Source organism: Fusibacter bizertensis (assembly GCF_029914245.1).
Taxonomy (GTDB): Bacteria; Bacillota; Clostridia; order Peptostreptococcales; family Acidaminobacteraceae; genus Fusibacter_C; species Fusibacter_C bizertensis.
This window is the reverse complement of record NZ_JARYZI010000006.1, coordinates 227,544-241,858: the sequence shown is the minus strand read 5'-3', so window position 1 is coordinate 241,858 and position 14,315 is coordinate 227,544. Positions and strand designations below refer to the sequence as shown.

General features: G+C 34.6%; 13 protein-coding genes. 5 read left to right on the top strand and 8 right to left on the bottom strand.

Annotation, left to right across the window (positions count from 1 at the left end):
- Both QE109_RS10995 and QE109_RS10990 read left to right on the top strand, forming a co-directional pair.
- Complete coding sequence (locus QE109_RS10995) at positions 1–1,689, top strand: 2-oxoacid:acceptor oxidoreductase subunit alpha (protein ID WP_281094533.1); 1,689 nt, start codon at positions 1–3, stop codon at positions 1,687–1,689.
- On the top strand, positions 1,689–2,537 hold the full coding sequence (locus QE109_RS10990) for a thiamine pyrophosphate-dependent enzyme (protein ID WP_281094531.1): 849 nt from the start codon (positions 1,689–1,691) through the stop codon (positions 2,535–2,537). The genes QE109_RS10995 and QE109_RS10990 overlap by 1 nt, the downstream gene beginning before the upstream one ends.
- Positions 2,538–2,670: 133 nt before the next feature.
- Here QE109_RS10990 and QE109_RS10985 read toward each other — a convergent pair whose 3' ends face one another.
- The 3 genes from QE109_RS10985 to QE109_RS10975 form a co-directional block, all read right to left on the bottom strand.
- Entirely contained in the window at positions 2,671–4,737 is a 2,067-nt protein-coding gene (locus tag QE109_RS10985) for a VOC family protein (RefSeq protein WP_281094530.1), read from the bottom strand.
- A 227-nt stretch (positions 4,738–4,964) separates the two neighbouring features.
- Positions 4,965–6,005 carry a type II TA system antitoxin MqsA family protein gene (locus tag QE109_RS10980; protein WP_281094529.1) on the bottom strand — a complete coding sequence of 347 codons (1,041 nt, stop codon included), beginning with the start codon at positions 6,003–6,005 and terminating at the stop codon, positions 4,965–4,967.
- A gap of 28 nt (positions 6,006–6,033) precedes the next feature.
- A complete protein-coding gene (locus QE109_RS10975; protein WP_281094528.1) occupies positions 6,034–6,453 on the bottom strand; it encodes a hypothetical protein in 420 nt (139 codons plus the stop codon).
- 493 nt (positions 6,454–6,946) lie between these two features.
- On the opposite strand from QE109_RS10975, the gene QE109_RS10970 reads away from it, so the two are divergent.
- Positions 6,947–7,492, top strand: coding sequence for a hypothetical protein (locus QE109_RS10970; RefSeq protein ID WP_281094527.1), 546 nt, complete (start codon positions 6,947–6,949; stop codon positions 7,490–7,492).
- Between the two features lie 460 nt (positions 7,493–7,952).
- On the opposite strand, the gene QE109_RS10965 is transcribed toward QE109_RS10970, so the two are convergent.
- Positions 7,953–8,096, bottom strand: a complete 144-nt coding sequence (locus QE109_RS10965; protein WP_281094525.1) for a hypothetical protein — start codon at positions 8,094–8,096, stop codon at positions 7,953–7,955.
- 76 nt (positions 8,097–8,172) lie between these two features.
- On the opposite strand from QE109_RS10965, the gene QE109_RS10960 reads away from it, so the two are divergent.
- Positions 8,173–9,093: a helix-turn-helix domain-containing protein gene (locus tag QE109_RS10960; RefSeq protein WP_281094524.1), complete on the top strand. Its 921-nt coding sequence runs from the start codon at positions 8,173–8,175 to the stop codon at positions 9,091–9,093.
- A gap of 24 nt (positions 9,094–9,117) precedes the next feature.
- On the opposite strand, the gene QE109_RS10955 is transcribed toward QE109_RS10960, so the two are convergent.
- Positions 9,118–9,600 (bottom strand): hypothetical protein, encoded by a 483-nt coding sequence (locus QE109_RS10955; protein ID WP_281094523.1) that lies wholly within the window; start codon positions 9,598–9,600, stop codon positions 9,118–9,120.
- Between the two features lie 26 nt (positions 9,601–9,626).
- A complete protein-coding gene (locus QE109_RS10950; protein ID WP_281094521.1) occupies positions 9,627–10,511 on the bottom strand; it encodes a hypothetical protein in 885 nt (294 codons plus the stop codon).
- 715 nt (positions 10,512–11,226) lie between these two features.
- Between QE109_RS10950 and QE109_RS10945 the strand changes: the two genes are divergently transcribed.
- Entirely contained in the window at positions 11,227–11,682 is a 456-nt protein-coding gene (locus tag QE109_RS10945) for a hypothetical protein (protein WP_281094520.1), read from the top strand.
- A 125-nt stretch (positions 11,683–11,807) separates the two neighbouring features.
- On the opposite strand, the gene QE109_RS10940 is transcribed toward QE109_RS10945, so the two are convergent.
- Positions 11,808–12,671 carry an AraC family transcriptional regulator gene (locus tag QE109_RS10940; RefSeq protein WP_281094519.1) on the bottom strand — a complete coding sequence of 288 codons (864 nt, stop codon included), beginning with the start codon at positions 12,669–12,671 and terminating at the stop codon, positions 11,808–11,810.
- 145 nt (positions 12,672–12,816) lie between these two features.
- Positions 12,817–13,803 carry a hypothetical protein gene (locus QE109_RS10935; protein WP_281094518.1) on the bottom strand — a complete coding sequence of 329 codons (987 nt, stop codon included), beginning with the start codon at positions 13,801–13,803 and terminating at the stop codon, positions 12,817–12,819.
- Positions 13,804–14,315 lie beyond the last annotated feature (512 nt).

Here is a 14,315-nt window from a genome sequence, read left to right as displayed (position 1 = left end):
ATGAAACAAGAACTAACCATAGTACTTTCAGGTGAAGCTGGTCAAGGCCTTGCTACACTTGAAGATTTTTTGGTAAAAGCAATATCAAAAACTTACTACGTCTTCGCAACTACAGAAGTCATGAGTCGCGTTAGGGGCGGAAACAATTCACTTGAAATAAGAATCAGCAACACTCCCGTTTACGCTTATAAAGAACATATTGATTTTCTATACTTATTAAACAATCATAGTTTATATCGACTAACGGACCGAGTTGATTCTAACTCAAAAGTTTTTGGTGAGGTTGATTTTATCACCCATGAAGAACATGAGCAATTATCCAGCCAGTTCATTCCTTTGGCGTTGACAGATTCAGCAAAAAGTGCTGGAAACGTGCTCTTTAGCAACACGGTGCTTTTCGGACAGATTGCTGGAATCCTAAATCTCAATGTAGAAGACTGCCACACTTTGATTTCAGAAAGATTCTCTACTAAAAATGAAACAATTCAACTTGGCAACATCAAAGCCTTTGATATTGGTTTTGAAATTGGAATGCCATATCAGTCTGAACATAAATTGGTCCCACAAAAAACAGGCCATATGAAAATCTTCACAGGTGCTGAAGCCATTGGCATCGGTTCACTTGGTGGCGGTTGTAATTTCATCGCTTCATATCCCATGTCTCCGGGCACTGGCGTTTTGACCTATTTGGCTAGCAAATCCAATGCGTTTGGCGTATTTGTCGAACAAGCAGAAGATGAAATAGCCGCCCTCAATATGGCAATTGGGGCATGGTATGCTGGCGCTCGTGCACTTGTAACAACTTCTGGTGGGGGCTTCGCGCTCATGGAAGAAGCAGTCAGCTTATCCGGCATCACCGAAACACCTTGCGTTACGCATATCGGTCAGCGTCCAGGACCAGGCACAGGACTTCCAACAAGAACTGGCCAAGAAGACCTCAACTTAGTTGTTTATGCCGGTCATGGTGAATTTCCAAGGTTGATTTATGCACCTGGGACTATGGAGGATGCGATTGTATTATCTCAAAAAGCTTTTTATATGGCTGATAAATACCAGATTCCTACATTTATTTTATCTGATCAATTCTTATTGGATTCAAAATTCCAGATGGCGCCGTTTGAAATGGATGGCAAATATTTAGAGTCATTTGTCGTTGAGAGTGAAACGAATTATCAGCGCTATAAGTTAACTGAAAACGGTGTTTCTCCAAGAGCAATCCCAGGCAATGGCAAAGGCTTGGTTAAATGCGATAGTGATGAACATACCGAAGATGGCCTGATTACCGAATCTTTTGATGTAAGGGTTCAGATGAATGACAAAAGAAACTCAAAAATGCCACTTCTTTTAGACGATTATGAGATGCCTGAACTGATAGGACCTGCTAATTACACCAACTTGATTGTCGGATGGGGTTCGACTTACGGCGTTTTGAAAGAATATATTGATTATGGCGACTCAAATGATACCGCTTATCTCTACATCAAACAGCCTTTCCCTCTTCATCCAGACATTAAAAAATATTTTGATCAAGCCAAGCACATTATTGGTGTGGAAAATAATGTCACAGCGCAATTCGCAAGGCTTTTGAAGCTAGAACTGGACATCAAAGTTACAGATCATCTGTTAAAATATAACGGTGTACCATTTTCCATTGAAGAAATCACCAATTACATGAAGGAGGTTCTATAATGGCTCATTTCGAATTTGATGAAAACATCGATATCGCATGGTGTCCCGGTTGTGGTAATTTCACCATCAGAAAAGCTATAATAGAGGCGCTTCAGGAATTAAATCTCAACCCTACTGAAGTTGTCATGTCCTCTGGCATCGGTCAAGCAGCAAAAATGCCTCAATATATAAATACCAATTTCTTTAATGGTCTCCACGGCAGGGGTTTACCAATTGCCGTTGCCATCAAGGCCGTTAATCCCGAGTTGACTGTCATTGCAGAAGGCGGTGACGGTGATATGTATGGCGAGGGTGGTAATCACTTTATCCATAATATCAGACGCAACCCAAATATCGTGCACATCGTCCATGACAATATGGTTTACGGATTGACAAAAGGTCAGGCCGCGCCAACAAGTGCCATTGATTTTGAGACACCGGTGCAAGTCAACGGCGTTATCAACGATCCTTTCAACCCTATGCCTGTTGCACTGAGCCTCGGCGCAACTTTTGTCGCCCGCGCCTTTTCTGGTGATATCCCTGCGGTTAAAAAGGTCATCAAAGCGGCAATTGCACACGATGGTTATGCTTTAATTGACATCTTTCATCCTTGCGTCTCTTTCAATAAGATCAACACTTTTAAATGGTTCAAAGACAACAGTTATAACCTAGATGATACTTACGACGCAAGCGACTTCACAGCTGCTATGGAAAAAGCGCTTGATACCGAAAAATATGCACTTGGTATCTTGTATCAAAATAAAGATAAAGTGTCTTTCAACAACCGTACTTGGCTATATCAAAACGATCCCACACCTATCGTAAAAAGGGTGCGCGATATCTCACAAGTAAACGCTCTAATTCGCTAAGTTAGCATTTTTAATTTTTTGTGTAGTGTAATGTAATATAAGTATATGTTTACTGCAAAATAGGCATCTCAATCACTTGAGATGCCTATTTTTGTTTATTGATTCTTAATGCGCTTATTTTTAAGATAATTTTCTACAGATAGTCGCTTTCTACTGATAGTTGCTTTGCACTTTCACTATATGCCATGATCTCAACTGGATTCCCATCCGGATCAGTCAACCAAAATTGATATGCGCCATCAACACCTAAACTAATCTCAGTATCTGGTTTTATGCCATTTTGTGTGATTGCCTCTAAGGCCAAATGTATGTCCTCAACCTCTAAACATAAATGCTGATAACCATAATAATTTTCATAATGATAAGCCTGTTTTTTTATCTCATTAGGCGAATGAAAAAATTCAATATATTGATGCGGTGCAACTTCTATGAAATCAATCCAAGGACTATCTCGAATCATTTCTATCTCTGACAACTCTTTAGGGTTGGCTTCCATATCGGCTTCAAGTGCTTTATACAAGTCATCAAAAGTTAATGTCATCGCCCTTTTGAAACCAAGTCCTTTTACATAGAAATTAAGCATATTAACATCGTCTTTAACTTGATAGGCAATCTGAGTTGTATAGGCGACATGCGAGCAAGTCTCGTGATGACCAGTAGAACTAAGTTTGATTTTGGCGAGTTCCCCTTTAGCATATTCGGTAAACTGAACTTCATTCCCATCAGGATCAAAAACAGTCAATTCCTGTGAGCCATCTACGACGGTATGAATATCCTCATGAAGTACTACGCCGGCATTTATAAGTTTTTTCTTTATACTTTCAATTGACTCAACTTCAAAATTAACTTTCATAAAGCCATAATGTGCACGACGATCTGCCGCTGTTTCTAAAGGTTCTTCATCACTATATATGAGTTCTAAAAATTGATGCTCTGCTAATTTCATATAATCTATACAAGGTAAATCTTCTGCTTCACTTGCTTTGGGGTTAAACATTTTCGTAGTCAAAGTAAATAGCTTTTGCATACCAAGTACCTCGCTATAAAATGCCAGCATCTCCTTAGAATGCTTCATCTTCAAAGCTATATGTCCTATGTTTTTGATATTTAACTTTTGAGGTTGTAAAGGCGCAGGCTGTATAAAACTAGACTTTATATCAAAAAAGTTGCCCTGTTCACCACATTTAAGAATACTGGATAATACCTCTAGCACATGGAAAGCCATTTCCTTAGAGGCTCTATTTGGTCTTTTTTCTAGTATAGCTTCAGCCATCTCCGAGGGGCCAATACCTCTTGAATTCTCACGATGAGGTGTGAACTGCCAAAGCGTCTTTGGCACAGATGTATTTGATAATACGGATTGATCTAGGATGTACTTCACTTCGCCACCAAATTGGTTAGGATCAGTCAAATAAAGAATTCCCTTTGTCCCGTAAAGTGTAAAAAAAGTTTCCTCATTGCGATTACTTTCCGCATCGATGTGTAAAGTACCCGTTATGCCGTTTTTCATCTGTACAATTGCTGAAACTTGACTTTCATTTGGCGTCTCCATCACCTGACCGTATTCCTTACTCGTCGGTGATATGTTAAGGTGTGTTTTATATGGCGTCCTCACGATGCCACCCACACGAGACACCGGTCCAAGCAAACTCACAAGTGCAGTCATATGATAAACAGCGTAATCAAGTAGAATACCTGCCCCTGGCTCTTTAAGAAAAGGAAAAAGGCTGATTAAAAATGAATTGTTTCTATTCACAGAGATTGAAAATGAATTGATCTCACCAATAAGCGATGCATCAATCGCACTTCTCGCCGCCTGAAGCGCACTTCCTAAAAATGTATCTGGCGCCGAGCCCAAATAAAGCCCTCTTTCCTTAGCAAGCTCTAAAAGTTCTTTTGCCTGAGCTAAATCAGAAGTTAAGGTTTTTTCTGTATAAACATGCTTTCCAGCTAATAGAGCTGATTTTATAATGCCATAGTGTGCTCCCACAGGTGTGAGATTAACGATCATTTCAATATCATCTCGATCTAACATCGACTCTATCGTTAACGCTTCAATCCCAAATTCAGCTGCCTTTTTTTTCGAACCAATCCCACTCCGATCAGCTATTGCTATGACTTCTAAATTCGCATATTTATGGATCATATTTTCAAGATAAATACCACTAATTGCACCGGATCCGATAACCCCTACTTTCATCCCTGCCTCCAAGTTTTTATAAAGAATCATTTGCTTAAGTATACCCTATGAGATGGTACTTTATCAGTTTAGATATTATTTATATTTCAATAGTAACAAGTGTATCCAAATAAAAAGAGTGATAGACTCCGAATTCCGTTAATAATACATCATTCGTTGTGCATCACCCTTGTTTTTATGATATTTTGATGACTTATGAGTGAATTAGTATCTATTAATGACTAATACTAACTTAACTCTTTTAATTCTTTCGCCAAACTAAACGGAATCAGCTCATGATCGCTAGTTTCAATATAAGCTTTCTCTCCATGCATATAATCCACAATTTGCTTTGAACGATAATCTTTAAACTTGTCTACAACTAACTCAAGAACACTTAATTCTTCTTTTGTGAATATACTTTTATCAACTTTGCTAGTTGGAACAATTTTGTATCCAATGTCTTCATACATCATCTCTTCAACGACTTGAATTGTAGGAGCACTTAGAATTTCATTAAATCCAATTGGCAAAGCACCATAAGTCATATGCTCATATACAAGCCCCGTCATAGACTTACCATATCGTTTGTAATATAACGCATCTGTATACCACAATAACTTCATCATTTTTACTTTGTAGATATGATTCACCTCATTCGCATAATATCCTATAACAGTTGTAAGTTTATCAATATCTAAGATTTTAAAGCCATTGTAATCACTTGCTTCTTCAAATTTTGTGTACAAACTTTTTACTTCTTGCATCTTTAAATACATACTGCTGCTAACATCTAATCTCTTTTTTACACTTTGTCGAATTTCACTGTATCTTTTGAAGGTAAAGCGCTTTGCATGCTTATCGAGGTATTCAAGCGCTAACATACTATTTTCACGAACCATTCTCATTAAGCTATCATAGGTCTCATCTTGTATGGTTTTACTTTCGTATCTTGTTACAGTTATTTCTCCCCACCCTAACATCGCCGCAAATTCACTTTGAGTTAACCCATAATACAATCTAATGTCTGCTATTTCATACGAAGTTAACAACCCTTTTGAAATCCTATACGAATCACGTACTTTCAAAAGATTTAAATCCATTACCTTCGCAGGTACAAACTCATTTTCCTCGTCATCTGCTCTATCGCAAAGGAAATAGACTTCTTCATAATCAAAAATTTCTCCTTTAAAAAGAGCTTGTGTCTCACGGAGTCTTTTTTCTACTATATGTGTATCTCCACATATAGGACAATTCATCTCAATGCTTTCAACTAAAGTATCTTTCATATCAAACCCTCCTTCTCCATGTTCCAGATTATGCATATGGTAAAGTGTCCGGGAATGGATGTCTCGCAAAATGGAAAGATACACAAAATACTTTTCCATTTAATCGATCTCTAATCTTTGCTTTTATATAAACATCTCTGTTTTGTATTGATTTTGCAAATGCAAAAAAAGGCGGCCACGATGGATCCTTATCGTCAATAAAAGTTTCTAAGTATTCGGATATATCTAGAGAAATCAGTTGGTGCCACACATCTTTTCTGTCAAAATCTAACTCCAGTAGCGTATTTGCTGTTGTATAAGGATCTAAAGGTGATTCCGTTTTCTTCTTAGGTAGAATGTCCAAATCTGCATCTATATCAAAGTCAGAACTATTCAATACACTTATAAGATCACGAAGAAATACTTCTACATCTACTTTTGAAGATATTATTTTTGTACTCTTGCCCATATCACCCCTCCTACAATATAATTATAACTATCAATTGATAGTCGGTCAAGGGCTGATGCAACTATTTAATATATTTAGATCAAACCACTTTTCGTTAACAGCAGCAAAATTGAATTGTCACTTGCTTTCCTTATGAAGCTAATTACCTTACATTCGCTTCATATTTCAGGCTTCTTAATAAAACGGCTCCGCCAGTCATTGTCTCAATCTTCGGCAATCTTCGGAAATATATAAATATTAAGTCCTAAAACCGTATGATTGAAATGTATTCAGAAAATATTAATTCTGAGTTATCAAGTTGTTGTCTGATAGTTAACTAATGTAATCTCTTTACTCTTTAGGCAAGATTATACATCATTTAGGAAAATTTAGCGATTGATGCCACTTTATATATTATACTTATAGTACATGACAAGCTTAATCACTCTTTTACTTTTACGTTCAATTAACTTCTTAAGGTAAAATAGAATTATTTTAAGCAATGGAGGGAATCTTGAAAAAAAAATACTTAATCATATTATTTTCTATCATAACAATAATCTTTCTATTGATTCAGGCAATTCCAATACCCATTAACAAGACTGTGAAAGGACTTGAAGTATCACTTTCTGATAGCTCATACTTAGTAGAGCATACCATCACGATTAATGGACATTATCATTTTAATATATTCCAAGACGATACACTATCTGGACAAATTACATTTAGTGGCTATAACAAAACGCAATTTCCAATGGAAGAGATTGAATTAACAAATGACGAATACGGAGATGATACGGTATATCTCGAGAAATATTTATTCGAAGAAAATAGATATCGTTACAAGCACCATAATTTAGGATCTTTCATAACGAGTAAATTTCCATATTTATATAGGATCGTTGAGTTAAGAAATCATCCTTACGAGACCGGTGTAGATAGCATCGCTGGTTCTGATTTTTCAGAAATGGATCGGTATATTGTTTTTGATGTTGAAACTAGAGAAGAAGCGATAAAGATTATTAATTTAATAAAGAATGATATTTATGAAGTAGATTAAATATTTATGTGCTTTATATATAAAAAATAACCCTATAGAAACTCTTGTCAAAAGTCTGTAGGGTTTTATCATTCCATTCCCACTCACTCATATTTGGCGGCTTACCCGTAACAATATAAAATGTATGGCTTACCTCCTGCATTTCATAAGGCAATCTCGCCTGTAAGAGGTCATGTCCTCGATAGAGGCTAACTGCTCCAATGTCATGGCATGCGACTAAGTAAACTTCATCGTATAACACTAACATATATCGTGTTCAAAGTCTGCTTTTGCAATTTTTCCTTACAAAGTGGCCTCGGATTCACAGTCGAAGTGATACGACATTTCAGAATTTTGATAAATTACATATAAAGCAAGTCCTGCTCCATGCCAAAATTTAGGGGAAACCTCTTGTGGTTCTAATCCTACCAACTACAAAACCCGAGAATTTGAAGTACAAATATCTGAACAATTATGAAAATCAAGCTAAGTGTTTTGTATACTCTATGTAACTCCATCCCTCATCTTCCTTATCTACAAACAGATGTTTACTAGGGTTTGCATAAAACACAATTCCACTTATTAACATATATAAAGTTAATAATGTAATAATAATTTTTTTCATTATAAAATTCCTCCATCTAATCCAAAAATTTGCAAACATTTAAATGCGTGATATAAATCTCTGAAAGGAGCATGTTGTGAAAAACTATTTAGGTACATTTATTAAATCAGTTCGAATCAGTAAATCTATTACTCAAAGGGACTTGGCCGATAACATTTGTACTATAAGGCAATTATCTCGAATTGAATCTAATACGAGCAGTCCAAGTGCTTTTATTTTGCAGAATTTTTCTACTAAATTAGGAACTGACCTACTGAAATATCTACCCTATTCTAGCGAAGCAAATGGATATTTCATTAAAAATGTGATAGATGATACTTATCTTTTTTATAACAAACATCAATATGATAATGCGTTAATTGAAATTAATAAAATAGATAGTTTCCATGAAATTAGTGACAAATGTATATTACAAGAAGTTCTTTGGCTAAAAGCAAGTATTCGGATACATCTTGATCTGTCAGAAATTGATATTTCCTACTTTATCGATTTGCTAAAATTAACAAAAAAAATCGACACTTTAAATGATATATTCAAATACAGTCTGACAAAAGTTGAATTCGAAATTATCAGTTCAATAATATTTTTGTTGCTTAATAAAAATGACCTAACACAAAGCGAATGGTTACTAACTAGATTAATTGAATTATCAGAAGTTTTATTTGAAGACTCTAACAAATCATCTTATTTAAGGGCATTACACAATTTAGCAAAAATAAAATATATAAATCACGACTATAAATCAACTGTTGATCTAGCTGAAAAAGGGATTTCCTACTGTATTAAATATAATAGTTTGGATCAACTCGATAGACTATATAATATATGTGGTAGAGCATATTATAACTTAGGAGATCTGATTAAAGGACAACAATACTTACTTCTTTATATTTTCCTTTCTCAACATAGGGCACTTGGAGATCAATTGACAGAAATCTATAATACTTTAATTAAAAAATATAAATTGGAAACATTTTCATTTCACAAAACAGAATAAGAAAAGCATGCTTAGTTACTCACTTTAGCGATTAGTTTTTTTAGATTTGCGAGCAATTATAGCAGATTGCAAAATACCAACAATTGGAATTACAATCAAAATTATTATATATCCGCCTGCATTTTTTAATATGTTTAACCGTGCTTTAACTTCCAAGTTAGCATCCTTAACGGTAATAGTAAGATCACTGAGGAAACTTCTTAACTCAAACGTCTCACCTGCTCTATCAACGCTAATCGGGTGGAGCAGCCGATAGCGATTAAGTCCTAAAAATTTCTCAGCTTGAATGACAAAAGTTTCATCATTACCAGTGGTGACTAAAAATAGAACAGAACCCTCTGTATTTATTTCATCTAATACCGATATCGATTGATTGAGTTTGATTTTCATTAAAGATTCTCGTTCACTCTTCAATTTGGAATCAGAAATTGGAAAGAAGAAAATTCCTATCACAATAATTATAATAATTAATAAAAAGTATCCCCTTAAATATTGTTTAGTTGTCATTTCCTTCTCTCCTTATCTAAAATATGTTAGCTCCAAGATAAAATAGAATAGCTCCCATAACCAAACATATAGGTATAAACCGTCAAACCAAAAGTTGTGTCTCTCCATGGCGAATAAGCATAGTAATTTCCATCATAATAAACTTTATCTTGGTGTGAACCGCCTTGAGTAATAACATACTTTGTGCCATAGATGCTATTTGTATGCCCTGAGAAATTTATATCAGTAAAAAAATACTCAATTTGCTCATAATCCGAGTCAACGTTATAAGGTGGAATTATAAATGTTAAAGCAGCCAATGAAATACTTAATTCTGCTAGTACTGCTTTAGCAATTGCTAATGCTGGAGCAGCTGGTAAAGCAAATAAACCCGCGATGAACGATGCTAAACCCGCTAAATCTCTATATGTTCCATTTAAGTCATACTTTATTGAGCCAGTGTTAATAATATAATCTACCTTTGCACCACAAACACCTGATTCCCAACCATCTGTATATTTATAACGAATAGTCCCAAGATACTGTTTAGATCCACTCAACGTTTTCAACGTGTTAGGTAAAGTTGGTAACTGTTTATATTCTATTACATCACCTAGCATATTTGATGATAATGTTGTCCCGGAATCGCTATTGTCAGTTGTATATATTGTTGTTTCTACGAGGCGATTAACTTTCAAAGTTACTGATTTTGAAATGAGTTTACCATTTTGATATTGTGAGAACTCCACATTACCATCTTTTAAGTCTTTTCCAATAACATAGTTGCTTGGATTTTCTGGATCTAATAGTTTAATTGAATTGTCAGAGGCCACTATTATATCATTTTGAGAAATACTTGGCGCCTCAGCAAAATTGCATGTAGAAGAAAATACAAGTGTAAACATTACGATAAGTGATAATACACGTTTCATAAATACCTCCATAAATAGTTTTGTGTTGCACGAGTACGATCAAGTTATTGATCTTGCAATTATAATAACAACACATAAATATGGATTCAATAGACAAATATGTCATGTTCTATTCTAACAATATCACTACTAATAAAGACTTGATTTTCACATTCTTCTATCATTTCAATTCATCAGGATTTGGTTCTCTTTCGTTGAAATTAAGAATTATAAATTGAAATAATCCTCGCTTTGTTGAACTTCCAACTTCCCTTTTTATTGCGTAGCTATTTTTCGAAAGTATAGATAGTCTCATCCCTATATTCCTTCTTATCACTCCACTTCAGAACTTCATTTCCCTGAACTTCCAAAATTCTGCCTAGGAGTGAATGTTATGCACCGGATCCAATAACCCCTACTTTCATCCCTGCCTCCAAGTTTTATAAAAAAATCATTTGTTTTAGTATACCCAATGCAATCTTTTCACTCTTTAGGCAAGATTATACATCATTTAGGAAACTTTAGCGATTAATGCCACTTTATATTTTATACTTTTTAGTACATGACAAGCTTAATCACTATTTTACTTTTAAGTTAAATTAACTACTTAAGGTAAAATAGAATTATTTTAAGCAATGGAGGGAATCTTGAAAAAAAATACATAATCATATTATTATCTATCATAACAATAATCTTTCTATTGATTCAGGCAATTCCAATACCCATTAACAAGACTGTGAAAGGACTTGAAGTATCACTTTCTGATAACTCATACTTAGTAGAGCACAACATCACGATTAATGGACATTATCATTTTAATGTATTCCAAGACGATACACTGTCTGGACAAATTACATTTAGTGGCTATAACAAAACGCAATTTCCAATGGAAGAGATCGAATTAACAAATGACGAATACGGATATCCTACTGTATATCTTGAGAAATATTTATTCGAAGAAAATAGATATCGTTACAAACACCATAATTTAGGATTTTTCATAACAAGTAAATTTCCATATTTATATAGGATCGTTGAATTAGCAAATTATCCTTACGAGCCTAGTGTCGATAGCATCGCTGGTTCCGATTTTTTAAATAAAGACCGATATATTATTTTCGATGTTGAAACTAGAGAAGAGGCAATCCGGATTATTAATTTAATTAAGAATGATCTATATGAAATTGATTAAAATAACTTTAGTATAAGATAAAGACCCTACAATGAACCACCCCCAAAAGTTAGACCTAAAATCTAACTTAGAGGAGGTCGTTTTTTTATAAGGTCTTTTTTTAATTCAAATTTTATTTTAAAATGCTACTTCTTAATTACAGGAATCCAAACTTCTTGTTCATATGAGTTATTGCCCCTATAATACGTCATTTCAAATTCTGGTCCAACTACCTGTTCGTAGTTAGATGTTGGGAACCATTCCGTCCAAATACGCTTCCAAATACTTTGAATATCACACTCGCCATCAGTGCAAATACCGGTTGTAAATATAGCCCATGTTAATGCAGGTACTGACAACTTTTCATACTCATCTGGAACATCATGATCCGGAAGATAATAACAGATCATGTAGGAAAAAGCATCATCTCTTCTATTATATAAAGTTGCATGTACCTGTGTTTCCTCACTTATTCCAGCATCCTTGTGAATACGGTCTATTGTGCCATCCAAAATACATTTCTGCCAATATTCAGGGATTTCGGTGTATGGTTGTTCTCCAATATCATTAATCTCCGTTGATACACCAAACATTTCAAATGCTTGTAATTCTTCAATACGATAATTCATCTCTTTATCACCTTTCAAAGTAATTTGAATGGATAATCGACTAAATGATTTTAGCTTAACACCTGACTCACGCGCAGCCGATGGCGTCACACCATGAAGCCTTTGGAATGCTTTTGTAAATGCTTCTGATGTTTCATAACCATACTTGAAGGCAATATCTGTAACCTTTGTATTTGAAAATGATAACTCTTGTGCCGCAAGTGTTAACCTTCTATTGCGTATATACTCACCAACGGTAAATCCTGTCAACATACTAAACATACGCTGAAAATGAAATGGTGATGTATAAGCACATTGAGCAATCTTATCATAATCAACTCTGTCTAAGATATTTTCTTCCATGTAATCAATTGCATTTTGCATATTGCTTAACCAATCCATATTTATCTACCCATCCTTAATTAAGATGATATCATTTTAAAATTGTCTTAGCCTGTCTTATACTGCTAACAAGTGTCCACTTCTTTATTGGTCTCTAACAATTATACTACCACATAGGGGAAACTTTGGCACTTCAAACTGCATTTTATTTAAATAGCAAAAGTCCAAGTAAAACTGTATTGGTCAATGCGGATAATACACCACCAGCCAAAATAAGTTTTGAAACCTCTTTCGTCGAAAATACACTAATTTTACTAAAATCAACGGTATTAATTTTCTCGTTGAGTTGTTTTTCATCATATAGCAAACTTGCATGTCCTGGGCTATCGGACAAGAAATGCTGTGCATATGGGAAACATGCAACTTCAGACGGCGAATCATAAAATAGACCCGGATACCAATTATTCACTTCTATATGGTAACTGCCCTTAGGCATTCTAAGTGCCTTTTCAAATTCCTTAGGATTAAAAATTAAAGAAAACTGTCCAGAGTTTGTATTTATCTTATCTCTTCCATATGCAATAGAAAGGTTGCCTTCAACCCAAAGACGATCATATAGATTCGTCATTTTCCCTTGATTAAGATCACTACTGAGAGCAAGTGCTCTTCCCTTATCATTTTTTACATCTAGATGTAAGTACCCTTCGTAGTCTGTGGTGATTAAAGAGCCCGTTGCATTGGGATCCGTAAAACCGTTTTTAGGATCATAAGTAATGGTATTTGTGTCATAATCAATTATAATCCAACTCATAAGTCCAGTTTTTATATCTTCAGCAATCACATAAAATTCCACACGCAACCCCCAAAAACCACTGGTATGGGCATTAAAGCAACCAAAGATGCCATAATACTTTGGCTCATCTTCATTAAATATACTGGTTTTAATTAGCCTAAAGCCTTCTGGGAGAAGTGATGCTGCTTTTTCAAGATCCTTAAGCTCATAGCATAAAAAATAACTATAAGGTTCTACGACAAAACCCATGTAGGGCGTGGTTTCACCTGATTTTTCAACCATTTTTTCTTGTATATTCTTAGGGATTTTCTTTGTGAATCCTTCTATAAAGTGTAAGGTGCCAACCTCTACTGGGTCTACTAGTCTTTCAACACCTTTTACAAAGCTCTCCTTAGTCATTTTATTCACCTACTTTCTAAAGACAAGATAGTCATCCACACGATCTAATGCACATCAAGATTTCATATTTATCTAGCTGCACAGATCACGCATTTGTTTGCTAATTTAGATGAGAAATACCTCTCTTCTAGTATATCCAAGTAATTTTTCTATATTTAATATATACCATTGAGAATTACTATCAATCACATTATATCTCATTATGCTATATTTTTTATACGTTTTCGTCTAAAGTTATTTCATTATGCAATTTAAAATAGACTGATTCTCATAAATAATTTTCTACATCGAACAATGAGGTTTTGCTATAATTGCGTTTTATCTTCAAAGAAAATCCTCACTAATTTCACTTCCAGAGCATTCAGTGAAGAGCAGAAAAGATAAGGTACTTCAAGCTAAATTTATGTAAAAAAAAAATAGGTTTGCTTATCACCTATAGCAATAAACTCAACCTATCATTTTAATTTATATAATTTTTATCTGTTATAACCATGATCCCTCTATATACAATG